The sequence below is a fragment of the Thermococcus sp. 2319x1 genome, from assembly GCF_001484685.1.
Taxonomy (GTDB): domain Archaea; phylum Methanobacteriota_B; class Thermococci; order Thermococcales; family Thermococcaceae; genus Thermococcus_A.
The window spans coordinates 700,187-717,700 of record NZ_CP012200.1 but is presented as its reverse complement, the minus strand read 5'-3'; the positions used below and the strand labels follow the sequence as shown (position 1 = coordinate 717,700).

At 44.2% G+C, this 17,514-nt stretch carries 20 protein-coding genes and 1 tRNA gene; 11 read left to right on the top strand and 10 right to left on the bottom strand.

Annotation, left to right across the window (positions count from 1 at the left end; all coding sequences use genetic code 11):
- Positions 1-5: 5 nt before the first annotated feature.
- From ADU37_RS04040 to ADU37_RS04025, 4 genes are read right to left on the bottom strand one after another with little or no spacing between them, the layout of a single operon-like run.
- Positions 6-923, bottom strand: coding sequence for a D-2-hydroxyacid dehydrogenase (locus ADU37_RS04040; protein WP_058946405.1), 918 nt, complete (start codon positions 921-923; stop codon positions 6-8).
- Between the two features lie 2 nt (positions 924-925).
- On the bottom strand, positions 926-1,573 hold the full coding sequence (locus ADU37_RS04035) for a TIGR00153 family protein (protein ID WP_058946404.1): 648 nt from the start codon (positions 1,571-1,573) through the stop codon (positions 926-928).
- Positions 1,574-1,605: 32 nt separating this feature from the next.
- Positions 1,606-2,505, bottom strand: a complete 900-nt coding sequence (locus tag ADU37_RS04030) for a 2-dehydropantoate 2-reductase (protein ID WP_058946403.1) — start codon at positions 2,503-2,505, stop codon at positions 1,606-1,608.
- Entirely contained in the window at positions 2,502-3,146 is a 645-nt protein-coding gene (locus ADU37_RS04025) for a hypothetical protein (RefSeq protein WP_144433200.1), read from the bottom strand. The genes ADU37_RS04030 and ADU37_RS04025 overlap by 4 nt, the downstream gene beginning before the upstream one ends.
- A gap of 40 nt (positions 3,147-3,186) precedes the next feature.
- On the opposite strand from ADU37_RS04025, the gene ADU37_RS04020 reads away from it, so the two are divergent.
- From ADU37_RS04020 to ADU37_RS04005, 4 genes are read left to right on the top strand one after another with little or no spacing between them, the layout of a single operon-like run.
- Positions 3,187-3,927, top strand: coding sequence for an RNA methyltransferase (locus ADU37_RS04020; RefSeq protein ID WP_058947624.1), 741 nt, complete (start codon positions 3,187-3,189; stop codon positions 3,925-3,927).
- Complete coding sequence (gene otg, locus ADU37_RS04015; RefSeq protein WP_058946401.1) at positions 3,914-4,441, top strand: methylated-DNA--protein-cysteine methyltransferase; 528 nt, start codon at positions 3,914-3,916, stop codon at positions 4,439-4,441. The genes ADU37_RS04020 and otg overlap by 14 nt, the downstream gene beginning before the upstream one ends.
- A complete protein-coding gene (locus ADU37_RS04010; protein ID WP_058946400.1) occupies positions 4,429-5,463 on the top strand; it encodes a tetratricopeptide repeat protein in 1,035 nt (344 codons plus the stop codon). The genes otg and ADU37_RS04010 overlap by 13 nt, the downstream gene beginning before the upstream one ends.
- A 60-nt stretch (positions 5,464-5,523) precedes the next feature.
- Entirely contained in the window at positions 5,524-5,865 is a 342-nt protein-coding gene (locus ADU37_RS04005) for a nascent polypeptide-associated complex protein (RefSeq protein WP_058946399.1), read from the top strand.
- A gap of 2 nt (positions 5,866-5,867) precedes the next feature.
- On the opposite strand, the gene ADU37_RS04000 is transcribed toward ADU37_RS04005, so the two are convergent.
- Entirely contained in the window at positions 5,868-6,227 is a 360-nt protein-coding gene (locus ADU37_RS04000; RefSeq protein WP_058946398.1) for a carboxymuconolactone decarboxylase family protein, read from the bottom strand.
- 81 nt (positions 6,228-6,308) lie between these two features.
- Between ADU37_RS04000 and hflX the strand changes: the two genes are divergently transcribed.
- Complete coding sequence (gene hflX, locus ADU37_RS03995; RefSeq protein ID WP_058946397.1) at positions 6,309-7,583, top strand: GTPase HflX; 1,275 nt, start codon at positions 6,309-6,311, stop codon at positions 7,581-7,583.
- On the opposite strand, the gene ADU37_RS03990 is transcribed toward hflX, so the two are convergent.
- Positions 7,584-8,000 carry an RNA-binding domain-containing protein gene (locus tag ADU37_RS03990; RefSeq protein ID WP_203226265.1) on the bottom strand — a complete coding sequence of 139 codons (417 nt, stop codon included), beginning with the start codon at positions 7,998-8,000 and terminating at the stop codon, positions 7,584-7,586.
- A gap of 89 nt (positions 8,001-8,089) precedes the next feature.
- Between ADU37_RS03990 and pepQ the strand changes: the two genes are divergently transcribed.
- Both pepQ and ADU37_RS03980 read left to right on the top strand, forming a co-directional pair.
- Positions 8,090-9,133: a Xaa-Pro dipeptidase PepQ gene (pepQ, locus tag ADU37_RS03985; RefSeq protein WP_058946395.1), complete on the top strand. Its 1,044-nt coding sequence runs from the start codon at positions 8,090-8,092 to the stop codon at positions 9,131-9,133.
- A gap of 157 nt (positions 9,134-9,290) precedes the next feature.
- A complete protein-coding gene (locus ADU37_RS03980) occupies positions 9,291-10,769 on the top strand; it encodes an MFS transporter (protein ID WP_203226264.1) in 1,479 nt (492 codons plus the stop codon).
- 100 nt (positions 10,770-10,869) lie between these two features.
- Here ADU37_RS03980 and ADU37_RS03975 read toward each other — a convergent pair whose 3' ends face one another.
- Entirely contained in the window at positions 10,870-12,144 is a 1,275-nt protein-coding gene (locus ADU37_RS03975) for a tRNA (N(6)-L-threonylcarbamoyladenosine(37)-C(2))-methylthiotransferase (RefSeq protein ID WP_058946394.1), read from the bottom strand.
- A gap of 86 nt (positions 12,145-12,230) precedes the next feature.
- Between ADU37_RS03975 and ADU37_RS03970 the strand changes: the two genes are divergently transcribed.
- Positions 12,231-12,668 (top strand): flavodoxin domain-containing protein, encoded by a 438-nt coding sequence (locus ADU37_RS03970; RefSeq protein ID WP_058946393.1) that lies wholly within the window; start codon positions 12,231-12,233, stop codon positions 12,666-12,668.
- Here ADU37_RS03970 and ADU37_RS03965 read toward each other — a convergent pair.
- The 3 genes from ADU37_RS03965 to ADU37_RS03955 form a co-directional block, all read right to left on the bottom strand.
- Entirely contained in the window at positions 12,657-12,848 is a 192-nt protein-coding gene (locus tag ADU37_RS03965) for a hypothetical protein (protein WP_058946392.1), read from the bottom strand. The genes ADU37_RS03970 and ADU37_RS03965 overlap by 12 nt on opposite strands.
- Positions 12,849-12,850: 2 nt before the next feature.
- Positions 12,851-13,759 (bottom strand): MBL fold metallo-hydrolase, encoded by a 909-nt coding sequence (locus ADU37_RS03960; protein WP_058946391.1) that lies wholly within the window; start codon positions 13,757-13,759, stop codon positions 12,851-12,853.
- A gap of 81 nt (positions 13,760-13,840) precedes the next feature.
- On the bottom strand, positions 13,841-14,905 hold the full coding sequence (locus tag ADU37_RS03955; protein WP_058946390.1) for a DUF835 domain-containing protein: 1,065 nt from the start codon (positions 14,903-14,905) through the stop codon (positions 13,841-13,843).
- Positions 14,906-15,176: 271 nt separating this feature from the next.
- Between ADU37_RS03955 and ADU37_RS03950 the strand changes: the two genes are divergently transcribed.
- The 3 genes from ADU37_RS03950 (at position 15,177) to ADU37_RS03940 (ending at position 17,472) form a co-directional block, all read left to right on the top strand.
- Positions 15,177-15,254 (top strand) — tRNA-Arg (locus ADU37_RS03950).
- A 103-nt stretch (positions 15,255-15,357) separates the two neighbouring features.
- Positions 15,358-15,867 carry a hypothetical protein gene (locus tag ADU37_RS03945; protein ID WP_144433198.1) on the top strand — a complete coding sequence of 170 codons (510 nt, stop codon included), beginning with the start codon at positions 15,358-15,360 and terminating at the stop codon, positions 15,865-15,867.
- A 12-nt stretch (positions 15,868-15,879) separates the two neighbouring features.
- Positions 15,880-17,472, top strand: coding sequence for a metallophosphoesterase (locus ADU37_RS03940; protein WP_058946388.1), 1,593 nt, complete (start codon positions 15,880-15,882; stop codon positions 17,470-17,472).
- The last annotated feature ends 42 nt before the right edge of the window (positions 17,473-17,514 follow it).

Genomic DNA, 17,514 nt, shown 5'->3' with positions numbered 1-17,514 from the left:
GAAAGCTACTCGCCCTTCAGAATCTTAACGACTTTTTCAGCAACCTCTATGCCGGCTCTTTCTTGGGCTTCAACCGTAGATGCTCCTATGTGAGGAGTTAAAACCACGTTGTCAAGCTTTGTCAAGGGGTGATCTTTGGGAAGCGGTTCTTCCTCAAAGACGTCCAGGCCGGCTCCAGCAATCCATCCCTCTTGAAGAGCTTTTACCAAAGCGTTTGTGTCCACAATGGGGCCCCTTGATGTGTTGATGAGGATTGCAGTGGGCTTCATGAGCTTCAACTTCTCTTCGTTAATGAGGTGGTAAGTACTTTCAAGGAGAGGCACATGGATTGTAACAACATCGCTGTTTCTCAAAAGCTCTTCAAGCTCCACAAACCTTCCACCAACTTCCTTTGCCCTTTCATCATTTTTCATGACGTCATAGAGAAGGACTTCCATCCCAATGGCCTTTGCTATCTTTGCTACATTGTACCCAATCCTTCCAAATCCTACGACACCAAGAGTCTTTCCTTCAAGCTCAAACCCCATGCACTGCTTCTTGGCCCACACTCCCTCTCTTATCTTCCTGTCAGCGAAGGCTACTTTTCTGGCAACACTAAAAATCAATGCAATAGCTAATTCGGCAACGCTTCTACTTGATGCTGCGGGAGCGTTGACGATCTCAATCCCTTTGCTCTTTGCGTACTCGACGTCTATGTTGTCCAACCCAACGCCGGCTCTGGCTATAACCTTAAGGCTCGGTGCGGCATCTATAATCTCCTTCGTCACTTTGGGCTTGCTCCTGACTATTATGGCGCTGACATCCTTAACGAGCTCTTTGAGCTTCTCTTGGTCTGGATATTCCTCATAGACCACCTCTAACCCGGCATTTTTCAAAATCTCGATTGCCTTTTCATGCAGAGGTGCGGCAACTAACACTTTCATTCTCAACCCCTCCTTTTTAGTGCCATAATCAAAACCTGATCGGAGGCATCCTCCGCTCTATCGGCTATATCCCCAATCTTTGTTATAACCTTATCCCATATGATTTTTGCGAATGTTGTTATTTTTTCACTTTCAAAAACTTTTCTCAAAAGGGAATACTCAATTTTATCGGCCTCTTCCTCTGCTATTTCGGTCTTTTTTGCATACTCAATCGCCTCATCAACATTCGTGTTGAGTGCTTTAACAGCCTTTTCAAGAAGCTGATATGTCCTCAAGGAATAATCTAAAAGTTCCAAGATCTCATCTTTTAGATCTGAGGGCACTCTTGGTTTTGCCAGGATTAAAGAGTGGGCGGCACTTTCCGCTGCATCTGCCACGCTATCCACAAGCTCGGATAATCTGACGTAGTCGCCTCTGTTAACCGGTAAAAATGCGCCTTGATAAAGCATTGTCTCTATTTTTCTCCTTAAAGTATCTGCCTCTCTCTCCAGTTCTTTAACTTCTTTCATTAAAGCCTCTGCCCTCTCAACTTCCCCATTGAGATAAGCTTCCACAAGTTCTCTAAGTTTTATTATGGTGGAATTTACTGCATCAAGATGTTTATCAATTGTTGCAAAAACATTACTTTCCTTCCCTCCAAATATGGACATGCCTATCCCCAGTATACTATCAATGGGAGCCTTTATTTAGTTTGTGACTCCTTGGCCTTTACCAAACTCCAGAGTGCAAAGTTTAGGGGAGTTTTTATCCCTATTTCCTCACCGTATTCAATGATTTTACCATTTATGAAGTCAATCTCTGTTTTTTTGCCCCTTCTTATGTCTTGGAGCATGGAGTTATAGTTTTCTCTTGTTCCCTTAAGGGTCTCGAGGAGGAGTTCCATTGGGTGCATCTCAAACTCGATTCCCCGTTGGATGGCAACCTGACAGCCTTCCTTTACCACTTCCATCGCCAAGGTTAAGAGGTAATCATTTTCCAGAATATCTCCGTTTTTGACTTCCATAATCGCTCCAATTGGGTTTATTGCGGAGTTAACTATAGCCTTAGCCCACTTCCATCCTGCTATGTTCTCGCTAATCTCTGCCTCTAACCCGGCTTTCTTGAAGAGGGCAACGAGCCTTTCTGCAAATTCTCCTTTTCCCTTAGGGTAATTTCCGATTATTGTTATTCCCTTCCCAGTCCATCTAACAACTCCCCATCTCTCAAGAGTTGCCCCATTGGTAGTTATCCCGCCCAGAACATTTTTTGTGTATTTTGATGCTTCCTCCTCATTTCCAAGCCCGTTTTGAATGCTAAGTATCCACGTGTTTTCCCCTATGCTCTCCCTTGCGCACTCCAGAGCATAAGCAGAGGAATAGGACTTTGTTGCCAAGATTATCAAGTCTGGAGGCTCTGGAGGAGCTTTGGTAACCGCTTTGGGATACACTGTGAACTCTTCAACCCCAACGACCATGAGACCATTATTGTTTATGGCCTCTACATGTTCCTTCCGACCTATCAGCGTCACATCCTCCCCGATTCTCGTTAAAAGTGCACCAAAAAGGGAGCCTATGGAACCGGCTCCAAGAACGTAAATTTTCATCCCTTCATCACCTTCCTTAGTGGAAATAACGAGTAAAAGGACAATGTAAGAGAAATTGCAAAGAATACCCACCAGTAACCCCGAAGTGAGTAGTTAAACGTGTAAATTGTGTAAGAAAGGGCTGTATAAAACATTGCCAAAAGCGGAATTCCGCCGATTGAAAACTTCCTATTTTTGAAAAAGAGCAACAAAATCCCAATAATTGCTAAAGAAAATATGTAGGGCTTTATTTCGTCGGGCCACACAAAGTTCAAAGCCTTGAGTATAACAGCTAGGGAAAAAATCCCGACTGCAATATTGATCACCCTTTCGCTAAAGCTGATTTGCTGCATTCCCTTTGGCAGAGCAATGAGTATCGCAATAAGGGAGAGCAAAAGCCCTATGGCAAAGATCAATGGAACCCTTACATCTGCCAGATAGAATATGGATAGCATGAAAGCTGAAAACAGGGAGACCCCACCGAAGAACCTCGATCTTTCACTCAAATAGGCGATAGAAAGAAGCGTCAGCATTATGGGGGGAAGGTAAAACCATTTTGGCCCTTCAAGGCTGCCCGAAAGTTCCGCCTTTACACCATAAACAAAAACTGCAAGGGATAAGAGGTATACTCCTATTGGCATGAGCCGTCTCACGGTGTTCACCGTAACCATTTTAATACATCCCCTTAAATATCTTGTAGTCATGGAGCTTGCAGTAATACTAGTCGAGGTAGAATACCCAATAAACCTCGGGGCTATTGCAAGGGTTATGAAAAACTTTGGGGTAAAGGAGCTTATCTTAGTTAATCCCAGGGTTAGTCCCAATGACAAAACGGCCAGAAAATTTGCCGCGCACGCTGTGGATATACTAGAAAATGCAAAAGTTGTCGAGATTCTGGATGAAGCCCTTAAAATGGTGGATTTAGCTGTAGGAACTAGTGGAATAGCCGGAGGGGATTACATCCCGGAAAGAACTCCCATAACACCGGAAGAATTCGCAAAGAGGGCTTTTCTTTACGATGGGAGTATTGGGCTGGTTTTTGGTAGGGAAAGCAGGGGGCTGGACAATGAAGAACTTAAGAAGCTCGATTTTACGGTTACGATTCCTACCAGCGAAGAATACCCAGTGATGAACTTGAGCCATGCTGTTGCCGTGATACTGTATGAGGTTTACAAGCAGAGAACAAAGGCTGAAGTTGTAGAGAGAAAAGAGAAGCTTAGAAAGTCTACAAAGGAAGAGAGGATCAGATTGGTTGAGCTTTGGGGAAAGCTCTTAAACACTTTGGAGTATCCAAAGGATTTGGAAAGACGAAAGCTCTCTGTGCTGATGTTCCAGCGTTTTCTGGGAAGAGGGTTTATATACGCAAAGGAGATACACTCCATGTACGGGCCTCTAAGAAAAGCCATTGAAAGATTGGAGAGATGTAAAGATGATTGCTATTGACTCATTCAAAATAGGCGAAAGAGAAATACAGATAGCGGTAATCTATGAAGAGAGAATTCAAGGCGTAGCTTTTTCCCTTGATGGAGAAGAGTTTCTTCGAGAAAGAATTAGAGCTTTGGTAAAACACTTAGGAAAGCGTGGTGTGAATGTCGGTCTAAGGGAAAAGGAAAGCAACTTTCCTCAACTGGTTTACAGGGTTCTTAGTGGAGAGATTAAAAACGAAGAAGCACTGGAATACCTTAGCTTTGAGGGGACCACTCCCTTTGAGAAGAAAGTTTACGAGACACTTACAAAAAAGGTTAAAAGAGGGGAAGTCATAACATACGGTGAGCTTGCTAAAATGCTCAAGAGCTCGCCAAGGGCCGTCGGAGGGGCAATGAAAAGAAACCCCTATCCTGTAGTGGTCCCCTGCCATAGAGTTGTTGCATCAAGCGGCTTAGGGTGGTACACTCCAAAAATAGACTACAAAAAGTTTTTACTCATGCTGGAGGGGGTGAAAAAATGGACAAGCTAAAACTCTACCTCATAGGGTTCCTCGTGGCTATTATTGCGATAGCAGCAGGCATAATATACAAATGGGGCTTCTGGATGCTGGTTAGGATAGTGCTGAGCTTAGGATTTTTGGGATTAACCCTAATGCTTGGGTTTTTCTTGGCATTGACACTTTACGCAGAAAGCTGGAAGTACGCTGGGCTTTTGGTAATTCCAACAGCATTAAGTGCCTATGCAACGTATCTAAGCATCACATGGCAGAAGCTAAGGATAGTTGGTGGAATAATAGTCCTCTTTGTTCTCGGGCTTGCGTTTGGTATATGGTACATAAGTGAACCCGATTTGAGCTTAACTGACCGCTTTAGAAGTGCCGAAAGTCTTGAGAGGGCTGGCAAATATAAGGCCGCTGCGAGAAAATATGAAAAGAAAGGGAACTACTTAAAAGCCGCAGAGATGTATGAAAAGCTTGGCTGGATGGAAAGCGCAGCTTGGGCATATGAAAAGGCCGAAAAATACGAAAGAGCTGCGGAAATTTATGAGCAGCTTTACGAGAAGGAAAAGGACACCTACTACCTCAAGGAGGCCCACGAGTACTGGAAAAAGGCTGGCAACATGGAGAGAGCCGCAAAGGCACTGGAGAGGTATGCCGAGGAAGAGCCGTGGTTCTGGGAGGATGTTGCAAAGCTCTATGAAGAGCTTGGCAATGGGGAAAAAGCAAGAGAGGCCTGGGAAAAAGCTTTGGAATACTACAAAGGTGAAGCCCAAGAAGAGGGTGTCTTCTGGGAGGATGTTGGCAATATAGCGAGGAAGCTTGGAAACGAAGAGCTTGCAAAAGAAGCCTATCAAAAATTCCTTGAATACTGCTTAAGAGAGGCCGAAGAAGACCCCATGTGGTGGAAGCACGTTGCAGAGGCTTATGAATACCTGGGAGAAAAAGAGAAGGCTGAAGAAGCGAGGAAGAAGTACGAAGAATATAGGCAAAGAATAATGAAAAGCAACGAAGAAACTTCAAACTTCCCGGAAGAAGCAGAGAAGCCACAATGACTTTTTCATTTTTTGGAAACCGTTATATATCCCTTTTTTGATTCCCTTCTGGTGATAGGTATGATGCCAATGAAGGGTATGAACCCCAAACAAATGCAGAAGCTCATGAAACAGCTTGGAATTAAGATGGAAGAGCTTGAAGGAGTTAAGGAGGTCATAATAAGGTTTGAAAATAAAGAAATCGTTATTAAAGACGCTGCAGTAACCGTGATAACGGCTATGGGGGAGAAGAGCTACCAAATAGTGGGCAAGGAGGAAGTCAGAGAAGTTCTCAACATTCCCGAAGAGGACATAAAGCTCGTTATGGAGCAGGCGGGCGTTGACTACGAGACCGCCAAAAAGGCATTGGAAGAAACAAAGGGAGACCTGGCAGAGGCAATATTAAAACTCCAAGAATCTTAGAGTTACTCTTCCCCATGTTCCTTTTCAAATGCTTCAATTGCCCTCATTAGGGGAATTAAATGCATTAGAGCAGGTCCCCCAGCCATCAGAACTGCTACCAATCCGGCCTCTATAAGTTCCTCTTTCTTTGCCCCCGCTTCCAGGGCCTTTTGGGTGTGCAGATAGATACACCATTCACAACCGGCAGCTATCCCCAAAGCCAAGGCTATAAGTTCCTTTTCTCTTGTTGTTAAAGCTTTTGTCTCAGCAACTTCCCTCAAAAACCTTGAAAAGGCTGATATTTCCTTTGGGTGTTGCTTTCCGAGTGTTTGAAGGAGTTCCTCTATTTCCTTAAGTTTTGTCTGGACGCCTTCACACTCCATAATACCACCGTGTAAAATTAGTTTTTTGGGTATAAATACCTAATCCAAAAGGATATAAACCCCTTTGCTTAGCTCCAGTCGATGAGAGCTATTGGAGTAATAAGACACTCGCCCAATAGGAGGGTCAATAAAGAAGAATTTGAGGAGCTTTTGAGAAGTGCCGGTTATGAGATTCTCGCAATAGTTGAACAGACCAGAGAAGAACACCCCAAGTATAACATAGGTCCCGGGAAGCTCCAGGAAGTGAAGGAACTCATAAGAGAGCTCAATCCCGATAGGGTAATATTTGCAAACCCACTCACCCCTTCCCAGTCCTTCAACATAACAAAAGAGCTTAAAATTGATGTCATTGACAAGTGGCAGCTCGTTCTTGAGATATTTGAGAAGAGAGCACATTCAAAGGAGGCCAGGCTTCAGGTTGAGCTGGCAAACCTCCAGTATGAATTACCCCTCGTAAAGGAAGCCATTAGGAGAATTAAGCTTGGAGATAGGGCGGGTTTCAAAGGTATGGGTGAATATCAGACGCAGCAGTATCTGAAGCACATCCGCTACAGAATGGGAAAAATAAGAAAAGAGCTTGAAAAGGTTAGAGCAGATAGGGAAGTAAAAAGAAAGAGAAGAGAAGAAGTGGGATTTATACTTGTTGCTTTAGCAGGCTATACAAACGCTGGAAAGTCAACTCTCTTAAATGCACTGGCAGATGAGAACATAGAGGCAAAGACACAGATGTTCACAACCCTTGACACGACCACAAGAAGGTTTACAATAAACGGGAAGAGGGCCTTGATAACCGATACCGTTGGTTTTATAGATGACCTTCCGCCCTTTATAGTTGAGGCTTTTCATTCAACCCTTGAAGAAATAGTGAGGGCAGATGTTGTCCTTCTTGTTTTGGACTCAAGCGAACCTTGGAGAGAGATAAAGAGAAAGTTTTTAGCATCGATAGAAGTGCTAAAAGAGCTCAAAGCACTGGATAAGCCTATTTTGATCGTTCTAAACAAGAAAGACCTTACAACTGAGGAAGACCTTTCAGACAAAAGGAAGGCAATTGAAGAGCTAATCAGAAGAAAGGGAATAACAGTAAGTGGTATCGCCTCAATATCCGCAAAGGAAAGGGAGCTGGAAGAACTCTACAGTGCCCTTGAGGAGGTAATGTTTACCCTTCCGAAATACAGATTCTTTGAGATTCTGGTCAAGGAAAAGGAGAAGGTACCAAAGGTGATAGCTTTAATAAACTCCATAGGGGAAATTCTCGACATAGAATACGGCGAAACGACAAGAATTTCAGCTTACATTCAGGTGGGTATGATAAAAAGCCTTACAAAAATGGGATTAGAACTAAAGCATCCGAGTTAGTTATTCTATCGGCACTCCATCTTTTGTTCTTGGAGCCAACCATTTCATTAGCCTTTGCGGATCCTTTGTCCTTATTATTATCGTTATTGGGCCAAGGGGAGATTCCTCGTTAAAGTTGACCTTGCCCACATATGCGACCTGCTTATGCACCTTGATTATTATCTCTTCTCCAAAGTAACCTTCTTCCAGCATTGCCCTTGCCGTATCAAGAATCTGCTGTCCTCTGAAGAGCTCATAAAGTCTCTGAAGTGCTTTTTTATCCCTCGTCTTTCCCACTAAAAGGATGTAATCACCTTTGTCAAACGCCTCAAACTCGAGGGGTGACACTAAGTTAAGCATGGCCCTCTTAACCTTTTCAATGTCCTCTGTAGGATAAACGTAAGCTTCAACCTCAACTTCCTCAAACACCTCGCCCACCGGTAATAGTTGGGGAGACGGTTTTTGAACTTTTCTCATCAACCGAAAGCATTTTATTGCAATGAAAGTCATCTAAATTGGTGAAAAACATGGGAAGGATAGAGAGCATCAAAAAATATTTGGAAGAGAACGGAGTTGAGGCTGCTTTAATAACAAGCGCTCCGAACCTCTTCTACTTCACAAACGCCGCGCCCTTGGTTGGTGGCTACCTTGTGGTAACCCTGGAGGAAGAAACTCTACTTGTCCCTGAACTCGAGTACGAGCAGGCAAAAGAGGAAGCCAAGGTAAGCGTGGAGAAATTCAAGAAAATGGACGAGCTCTATGAATACCTCAAGCGCTTTAAGTCACTTGCAGTTGAGGGCAACATGAGCATTTCCTTCCAAAATGCCTTGAAGGAAAAAGCCGGGGTTAAAGAATTCAAGCTTCTGGACGAGGTAATAAAGGAGCTCAGGATGATAAAGAGCGAAGAGGAAATAAAGCTCATCGAAGACGCATGCAGATTAGCGGATATAGGGGTTATGACTGCCATAGAGGAGATAAGCGAAGGAAAGCGCGAGAAAGAGATCGCCGCTAAGGTTGAATATGTGATGAAACTCGAAGGCGCTGAGAAACCGGCCTTTGACACGATAATTGCAAGCGGTTACCGCTCCGCCCTGCCCCATGGAGTTGCAAGCGACAAAAGGATTGAGAAAGGAGACCTCGTTGTTATTGACCTTGGGGCGCTTTACAGGCACTACAACTCCGACATAACGAGGACAATAGTTGTGGGTACTCCAAATGAAAAGCAGAGGGAGATTTATGAGATAGTCCTCGAAGCCCAGAAGAAAGCCGTGGAAGAGGCAAAGCCCGGGATGACTGCAAAAGAACTCGACAGCGTTGCGAGAAAGGTAATAGAGGAGTACGGCTATGGTGACAAGTTCATCCACTCCCTCGGACATGGAATAGGACTTCAGGTTCACGAGTGGCCGAGGGTTTCTCAGCAAGATGAGACGGTGCTGAGAGAAGGCATGGTAATCACAATAGAGCCGGGGATATATATTCCAAAATTCGGTGGCGTCAGGATTGAGGATACCGTCGTTATAACAAAGAACGGGGCAAGAAGGCTAACAAAAACGGAAAGAGAACTTATCTGAGTTTTCATTTTATATTTCTCTGCTCGATGATAGGATACCAAGTGCCCAACAACTTTCAGCTTTGGCCTTCAAGAAACTTTTGTGGAGCAAAGATTTGTCCTGTCGCTAACTTTATAAATGATATATCGTTCGATATATTGGCAGATAGGTGATAGAAATGGAAGTGATGGAAAGAGGTGAGACCTACAACCTGAGTTATGCAAAAAAGGCAGCACTCGTCGTCGTTCTTTTACCCCTCCTCGTTATGTACACGGAAGCTATGCTTACACCGGCATTGCCAACTATACAGAAAGAGTTCGTGATAAATCCCAACGACGTTAGCTGGGTGCTTACGATTTACCTGCTAGTTGGTACGGTGAGTGTCGCTCTCTTTGGGAAACTCGGCGACATGTATGGGAAGAAAAGAATGTTCCTTATAGCGCTCGGGTTCTACACCCTCGGCGTCATCCTTAACGGTTTTGCCCCAAGTTTCCAGTGGCTACTCGTTACGAGGGCAATACAGGGCTTTGGTATGGCTATCTTTCCCCTTGCTTTCAGTCTAGTCCGTGAGGAGTTTCCACCGAGCATGGTGCCACAGGTTCAGGGAATGATAAGCGCAATGTTCGCGGTGGGTATGGTCATAGCTCTCCCACTTGGTGCATGGGTTACACAAAACTGGGGCTGGCGCTGGACGTACCACTCAGCCGTCCCCTTTGTGCTGGTTATGTTTTTCCTTGCATGGAAGGTACTTAAAGAGAGCCGCTACGTCAACCCCGGAAAGCTCGACTGGGCGGGCGCGATTTTACTAGCCTTTACGGTAGTGCCCGCACTCGTAGCAGTAACTAGGGCACCCACTGTTGGCTGGACATCAAGGCAGAGCCTCATACTCTTTGGAACAGCGGCTATCGGGCTTGTTCTCCTCATTCTCCAAGAGAGGAGAGCCGAGAATCCATTGATACCCATCGAAATCGTCTCAAAGAGGAACCCTGCAATAGTAAACGTGGGTATAATGTTTGCCGCCTTTGGAATCTCCATGATGAGCCAAGCAAACACATATATTTTCCAAATGCCAGAACCCTACGGATTTGGCAAAACAATACTTCAGAGTGGCTTATTGATGACTCCTCAAGCACTGGTGATGCTTATCGTCGCCCCACTGGCAGGAAAACTTATGCCCAAAGTTGGTGCAAAGCCAATAGCCCTTGCCGGCTCGCTTATAGCAAGTGGTGGCCTTGCGTTCATGTCAAAGTACGCAACAACGCTTTCTCTGCCTCAGTACGTTACGATGATAAGCATAGTGGGAACAGGAATAACTCTCATGAACATTTCCCTCATCAACATTCTGGTCTTTAGTGTTCCACCAAGGATAATGGGAGTGGCAACAGGTGCCAACAGTCTCTTCAGGAACTTCGGTTCTACATGGGGACCAGCAATAGCTGGAACAATCATGAGCACTTATTACACTCTGCTCAAACTCTCTGGCGTTCCAATTCCATTGAAAATACCTACGGAAAAGGCCTACGAAATGTTATTCGGTGGTGCTGCGGGGATATACCTACTCTTGGCACTTCTCATATTGGCCACAAGAGAGATAATGAAAGGTGGGAGAATACACGAGATGGAAAACGAAGGAGAAAAGGAAGTAGTAGTCGAATAATCGCTATCAACCTTGTGTTTTCTTATCATTGCTTTTGCATTCTTTCTTTTGAAAGCCTCGCCCTTAAAAACGGGGAGGAAGTCAGAGGAAAGGATAAAACTTATCTTGTAATCTCGCCCAGAAGATACGTTGAAGTTGCCTTTGTAACCTTTACCCTCACGAACTCTCCAACGGGTGCATTGGGGAGGATTATATCCTTATAGTTCATTGTCCTTCCTTCTATTCCTCCTTTTTCTCCCGGAGAGTGCGTCAAAACCTCTACTTCTCTGCCTATGTATTTTTTGTTTATCTCGTAGCTTATTGCAAGCCTTAATCTGTGCAGATAGCGGGAGCGCTCCTTTACTTTCCACCCTACTATCTGCTCCTTCATCTTTGCCGCCAATGTTCCGGGCCGTGGTGAAAAGCGTGAAACGTTTATCTTGTCGGGTTTTATCCTCTTAACCAGCTCCACCGTGTTTTGAAATGCTTCCTCGGTTTCTCCCGGAAAGCCAACGATTATGTCCGTGTTAAGGTTGAGCTCTTTGATGTGCCTTCTGAATTCTTTAACTATCTCTTCAAACTCCTCAACCGTATAGGTTCTCCCCATTTTTCTCAGAATTTCATTATCCCCACTCTGCACCGGCAAATGCAGAAACTTGTAGATTTTCTCATCCTTATAAGCCTCTATAAGCTCATCCAGTATTTTAATCGCATTGTTGGGGTTCATCATACCAACCCTTACCCTAAAATCGCCCTCCATTGCCGTAATCTCGTCCAAAAGCCTTGCCAGGTTAGTACCTATGTCGAAGCCATAGCAACCGGTGTCTTCGCTTGAGAGCTGAATCTCCTTGTATCCCTTGGCCAAAGCTTCCTTGACCCATTTCACAATGAGCTCGGGTTTATAGCTCTTTAAAACTCCCCTTGCAAATCTTGTGGCACAATACGTGCAGGCATTCAAGCACCCCTCGCTTATCGGAACTACAAAAACAACGCCTCCCTTCCAAACTCTGGGGAGTTCCAGTTTGTCAATGCTCTTCTCTTTCCACCCTTCAACACTGATTAGCTTTTCTCCCTTCTCTGCCAGTTGTATGGCTTCAACAATTCTGTCTATGCTTTTAACCCCAAGAATTCCAGAGGCTCTCTCATCTATTGCGTCTGGATTAACGTGTGGCAAACAGCCCGTCACTATTACCCTTTTTCCACTATCAATGAGCTCTTTAATCCTTTTGCTCATGTGCTTTTCCGTTGGATCTTTAACGGCACAGGTGTTAACAACAACATACTCCGCACTATCCAAGTCCACTATCTCATAACCCGCTTTGAGCAGCAGGGCTTCCATAATCTCTGCATCTGCCTTGTTCCTTGTGCACCCATAAGTTTCTATGTGAACTCTCATCGCAATCCAATCCCTTAGAGCATTTAAAAAGATATGGTAGCAAAGATGGGTATTTAAACCTCTAATCGGATAAGAAATGATGCAGCATGAAGGTATGCATAATCTACGACTCCAAGCACGGGACGACGGAAAAGGTTGCAAGGGCAATAAAAGAGACTATCGAGAAGTATGCGAATGTAGACGTGGTAAGGGTAAGCGAAGTGAAATCCCTTAAAGCTTGTGAGCTCGTTATTATTGGTACCCCAATTTACTATGAGAGACCTCTAAAGAGCGTTCTTGAGTTTCTGGAAAAGCATTCCGAGGAGCTTGAGAAGAAAAAGGTGGCAATTTTTATTGTTTACTTTGCAATTGCGTTTGGCAGCCTCGTTAGATGGCATATTCAAAACCACTACATAAAGCCCTTAAGGGAGAGAATTCACGGAGAAATCGTTGGTACCCTCGTGTTAAGAGGCGGCATTGGAAATATAAGGGAGGGAGAGATAGAAAAGGCAAGGAGATGGGCTTTCAGGCTTTTAGATTTTTGACCTCTTATCCAGAAGCCATAATATGAATCCTATCAAGCCCACAAAGGTCACCATCCCAACCATTGTTATCAATAAGTTGGTATACGTTGCAAGAACTCTCGTGAGAATTATTAGTAATGCCATTGCAATAACAAGCCCCACGATTAGGAAGAGAGTCCCAAGCTCTTCCAGTATTCTCATGACTACCACTCAATCCCAAACGGAATTTCAGCTTTTTCTCCTTTCTCAAGTTTGTGAAGTTCTTTCCTGTAGGCTTCTAAAGGCTTGTCCTCCTCCCCAAGATATCGGGCAAATGTTAGGGGTTCTTTCTCAAGCTGGGCAAAAAATTCAGGATATTTCTTATCCCTGATCAAGTGGTGATCCAGGATAATTTTGGCGTTCGTTTCTTTTATTATCTCGTTGAGGTTTTTAAGCCCGGTGTTCCAGGCTTCCTTAACCCTGTATCCTTCTAAATATATCGGTGGTCCTCCAGTGATCAGCACATCTGGCGTCTGCTCGATTATCCACTCTTTTGATGCGCTGTTCAAAAGCTGGATGTCACTTGCGTGAATCACCCTTTTCCTTCCATCATCCACCATAACCATCACGACAAATCCGAGCTTTGAGCCTTCACTTCCATGGGGAACGGCTGGAGAGAACTCGATTATGAAATCCCCAAAGTCAAAGAACTTCCCGTCAGAATATTCAATTTTTTTCGCTATTTTTTCTGCCTCCTTAAGAAAAGCCCAAGCCCGTTTTCGCTGGCTGAAGTTTATGTTCTCCGTGGGGTGCTTTATAAGGAGGATTTTTTCGGTGTAGAGTTCCTTAGCTTTTTCGGGAGAAGAGCTTTCGTAAATCCCCTCAAAGAAAGGAGTATGATGATCATAGTGGTAGTGAGAGATCGTTATTATCCGGGCTTTTTTTGAATAACGCTGTATCTTCTCCCTTGCCTTTTGCAGGGCCTCAAGTTCCGCTTTTGCTGGGGGAAGAGAATAACGCTTTGGACCTAAAGCAGCCCCGGGATCGATAAGAATGCCCACTTTTCCAACCTCTAAGAAAGTTGCGAGGCTTCTAACACCGAGACTTTCAGAGGCGAGTGGGACGATCTTCATGGGGGCACCTTAATTTTTAGGCTTTTTATTCTCTTAAACTTAACTTTGAAGTTGTAACTTGTAACGTATGACTTAAAAGTTCTAACTGAAAATGCGCCTTAGGATTGCAAGCTGCCGTTTGCTCCAAGCATCCTCATCAATAACTCCAAGGAGAACTCCATTGTTTATTACCGCAAAGTCCTTTAATGCTGCTAAAAATTTTACAATGGATTCAAACCCATTGTACATTGCCAGATACTCCAGGCAATCTATTACCACCACACCTTTGTGTCCTTTTCCCCTTGCTTCTCTGAAGTACTCGCTTGTCATCTGAGCCATGTAGGCAAGGTTCGTGGGGGAGATCCTGCCCTCCCTTTCTTCGGTGCTCAAATAATAGACCTTCCACTTTTTTGGAACGTTTAGGCTTCTAACAAATGCCAGCACGGGGTAATCCTTAAGAGTCTCCTTTATTTGCTCGTAGTCCTCTGGAGTTATAAGTTCGGCACCGGGCTCTAAAACAACCTTTAGTTCCACAGGTTCCTCAAAGAACAAAAATTCTCTGGAAGTTACGAGGTTTATCATGAAGAGTGCCATGCCTACGGAAAGCGCGGTGCCGAGAAATATCCATACAAAACTGAGGTGTGGGAAGCTTAACCTTACTGGATAGAGAAGAACGAAGATACCAAATGCAATTGTCAAGATACCAAGATGAAGACTGCTCTTTTTCTTTTTACCTATCTCCAAGAAGACGAAGCCAGAAAACAAAAAGAATATCCCTGAGAGAACGACAAACGGCACCTCGATAGAGGATAATTCATATGGAAGCCCTAGATGAGCTAAGAATATCCCATAAAGTGCAAAGATAGGAGGGATAACCCCTATCAATTCCGGTCTTATTGATGTTTTGATATCCCCATACTCTTTGAGATACACCAGGACTCCATATATCAGAGTCCCTGAGAAGAAAGAGTAAAAGAGTGCAACTCCTTCTTTATTTCCCGTATAAAAGGCCACCTGCATCAGTATGAAAAACACCCATGCAGCTGACCAAAAAAGGAGAGCTTTTACCCTGTGCATTAAATACGTGTGGAATAGCACTCCTAAGGTTCCGGTGGCTATGAATATACTTAAGACATAGACAAACAAGGTCAGGTATTCCTCGTTCATATGACCACACCGTATTTGAAGCGGTTCACATTAAAGTGTGGAAAAGTGTTAAAAAAGTTTTGGTTCTTTGTGCCTTGGGATCTATTTCCTGCTTCAGGTTCCTTTTCGGCAGATTTTGGTATGGGGATTTCAATAGGCGGACTTTTTCTCAAGTTCTTTCGATATTTACAGGGGCATAAAGACTATGTAGAGTGAACTTAGGCGATGATGTTTTTACATAGAAGCTTGAGAGAAAAAGATTTTTAATCCCATTTTCTCTTGACATTATCGAGGGCCCGTAGCTTAGTCTGGACAGAGCGTCGCCCTCCGGAGGCGAAGGTCGCGGGTTCAAATCCCGCCGGGCCCGCCATAACAAACTTCGCGCAGGCGATACTCAAGTTATCCTAACAGCATGCTTTTGCAAAGGACAAACTTCTTAACCCTTAAGGTGTTGAAGGATAAAGGTGCCAAACGTGGTCAAGGAGTGGAAAACTTTAATGTTTCCGTTTTTGCTTGGAGGGCTGCTAATAGCTATCGGTATGAACTTTGGAGAAACCTATGAGCTGTACAACCAATGGGAGGATGAGATAGCGATAAAGCCGGGATACGTGTTTATGGAGGAGTGGAAACTTGCAAAAGATGTTCTTTTTGAAGTAAATGCCACTGTAGAATGCGGCAACAGGAGTGTTGTCCTCTACGCCGTAGAGAAAGCCTCTGGAAGAGAGATTAAGGGAGGAGGGCTATACTTACACTTCAAAACCTCAAAAGAGGGAATATACCAGATATTCTACGACAACTCCCAAAGTTCTCTTTTGCCGGCCAAACTCCTCGTGGTCAGAAGGGTGTATCTAATCAAACACTCTACATTTTCTGCTTTGCTGATTGGAATCGGCAGTGCGCTCTTGATTGTCATAGGCCCATTTTTTGCTTTCAAGAGAAGTAAAGTTCTTCAAAAGAGATTTAAGAGAAGAGACGAATTATAGGTGGTGGCTGAAATGAGAGAATTGTTGCCCATACTATTCATAGGACTGTTGGTTTTTGTAGCTGGATGCACTCAAACCTCTACCACGACTCCAGCAACTACTCAAGAAGGAATAGACTTTGGCTCCTACAACAGGGGAGAGGTAATCCAAAAATGGACAGAGATATTCAGCACTGAGACAGTTTATGTAAGCGAGGGATATGAAGAGCTTGCAAAGTATTATTTCCCAAATGCCAATATAAAAACCAAGGACGAGTTTGAAAGTGGCATAGCAATCTTATCTCCGGAAGATGCAAGGAAACTCCTTGGAGGAAAGCCCATTGTCACAACCCCAAGGGAGTATTTTGGATACGTGATCTACAAGTCCGGGATCAAATTCGTGGGCGAGGAAATAGGAACTATAGTGGCATATAAGGAAAACGGCAAGGATAGGCTTATCTTCACAGGAAATGGAAAGTCCGGGATAGGGGCAGCTTTGGAATTTGCAAAAGAGCTAAAAGAGGGGAGGAAGTTGAACCCCTCAGTTGTCTTGAGGAGAGGGGACTTTGAGGGGGTGGTAGTTAAAGTGATCGGTGATAACGACTGGGATGGAGTAAAAGATGAAGATGAATACTGGCTTCTAAAGGAGATATACGTGGAAGAGCCCTTCATTTACGGCTGGAGAATCGTTAAAGGAGAGAACATAACTGTAAGCGGAGGCTTTATAAGACTTGTAAACGGCTCAAAAGTCCATATAAAAGCCATTGGATTCAACGTAAGCGTTAAGGTCAAGGATCCGAAAGGCGTCCAGATAACCTACGTAATTGAGAACATAAATCCCCAGTTCGTTGAGTATCCAAAGGGTGCTAAGGTAGGGGATACCTGGATAGAATTCACAACAAGTGGGGACTTCTCTATAACTCCCAGAGAAGTGGAGAGCTTCACGTTCTTGGCATTTGGCGACCACAGACCTGGAAGCGGGACAAAGCAGCCGGAGGTATTCTTCAAGATAAGAGACCTCATGAACGAAGATACTGGAGCTTTTATAATTGACAGCGGAGATCTGGTCTACTCGGGGAAAGTTGAAGAGTGGGCAGAACTGTTGAAGGAGTGGAGGTTCAACAAGCCCGTGTTTGTTGCTCCCGGAAATCATGAATACCAAGGAGAAGGAAAGAACATCTATCACAAGTTCTTTGGACCAACGGATTATTCCTTTGTTCTTGGCAAATATTACTTCATCTTTGCCAACAACGTTGAGAACAACTACAAGCTCACATCAGCTCAATGGACATGGCTTGAAAAGGAGCTTGAGAAAGCCAAAGCCTTAGGTAAAAGGCCTGTTATAGTGATGCATACTCCCCCTATAGACCCCAGACCTGGGGGAGACCACGCAATGAACCCCACAGACGCCAAAAAACTCTTAGAGCTCATGAAGGAATACAACGCCTTTGGAGTGTTTGGGCACATCCACATATACTGGTACGGTGAAAAGGATGGTGTGGAAATGGTGATAACCGGCGGCGGGGGAGCACCGCTATATGCAAAGCCCGAGGAAGGAGGCTTCTATCATTACGTAAGGATAAATGCTGGGGATACCATAGCTGTAGAGCCCGTGAAAGTCGAATAGTTCTTTTCCCTTTTCTATATATTTTATATAGTCCACTGTATT

What these genes read in the sequence shown, in the direction of transcription:
- ADU37_RS03940 (WP_058946388.1), top strand. Translation starts at nt 15,880, where the DNA reads ATGAGAGAATTGTTGCCCATACTATTCATAGGACTGTTGGTTTTTGTA.
- ADU37_RS03960 (WP_058946391.1), bottom strand. Translation starts at nt 13,759, where the DNA reads ATGAAGATCGTCCCACTCGCCTCTGAAAGTCTCGGTGTTAGAAGCCTC.
- ADU37_RS04030 (WP_058946403.1), bottom strand. Translation starts at nt 2,505, where the DNA reads ATGAAAATTTACGTTCTTGGAGCCGGTTCCATAGGCTCCCTTTTTGGT.
- hflX (WP_058946397.1), top strand. Translation starts at nt 6,309, where the DNA reads ATGAGAGCTATTGGAGTAATAAGACACTCGCCCAATAGGAGGGTCAAT.
- ADU37_RS04010 (WP_058946400.1), top strand. Translation starts at nt 4,429, where the DNA reads ATGGACAAGCTAAAACTCTACCTCATAGGGTTCCTCGTGGCTATTATT.
- ADU37_RS03965 (WP_058946392.1), bottom strand. Translation starts at nt 12,848, where the DNA reads ATGAGAATACTGGAAGAGCTTGGGACTCTCTTCCTAATCGTGGGGCTT.
- ADU37_RS04020 (WP_058947624.1), top strand. Translation starts at nt 3,187, where the DNA reads ATGGAGCTTGCAGTAATACTAGTCGAGGTAGAATACCCAATAAACCTC.
- ADU37_RS04000 (WP_058946398.1), bottom strand. Translation starts at nt 6,227, where the DNA reads ATGGAGTGTGAAGGCGTCCAGACAAAACTTAAGGAAATAGAGGAACTC.
- ADU37_RS04005 (WP_058946399.1), top strand. Translation starts at nt 5,524, where the DNA reads ATGATGCCAATGAAGGGTATGAACCCCAAACAAATGCAGAAGCTCATG.
- ADU37_RS03975 (WP_058946394.1), bottom strand. Translation starts at nt 12,144, where the DNA reads ATGAGAGTTCACATAGAAACTTATGGGTGCACAAGGAACAAGGCAGAT.
- ADU37_RS03955 (WP_058946390.1), bottom strand. Translation starts at nt 14,905, where the DNA reads ATGAACGAGGAATACCTGACCTTGTTTGTCTATGTCTTAAGTATATTC.
- ADU37_RS04035 (WP_058946404.1), bottom strand. Translation starts at nt 1,573, where the DNA reads ATGTCCATATTTGGAGGGAAGGAAAGTAATGTTTTTGCAACAATTGAT.
- ADU37_RS03980 (WP_203226264.1), top strand. Translation starts at nt 9,291, where the DNA reads ATGGAAGTGATGGAAAGAGGTGAGACCTACAACCTGAGTTATGCAAAA.
- ADU37_RS03970 (WP_058946393.1), top strand. Translation starts at nt 12,231, where the DNA reads ATGAAGGTATGCATAATCTACGACTCCAAGCACGGGACGACGGAAAAG.
- otg (WP_058946401.1), top strand. Translation starts at nt 3,914, where the DNA reads ATGATTGCTATTGACTCATTCAAAATAGGCGAAAGAGAAATACAGATA.
- pepQ (WP_058946395.1), top strand. Translation starts at nt 8,090, where the DNA reads ATGGGAAGGATAGAGAGCATCAAAAAATATTTGGAAGAGAACGGAGTT.
- ADU37_RS04040 (WP_058946405.1), bottom strand. Translation starts at nt 923, where the DNA reads ATGAAAGTGTTAGTTGCCGCACCTCTGCATGAAAAGGCAATCGAGATT.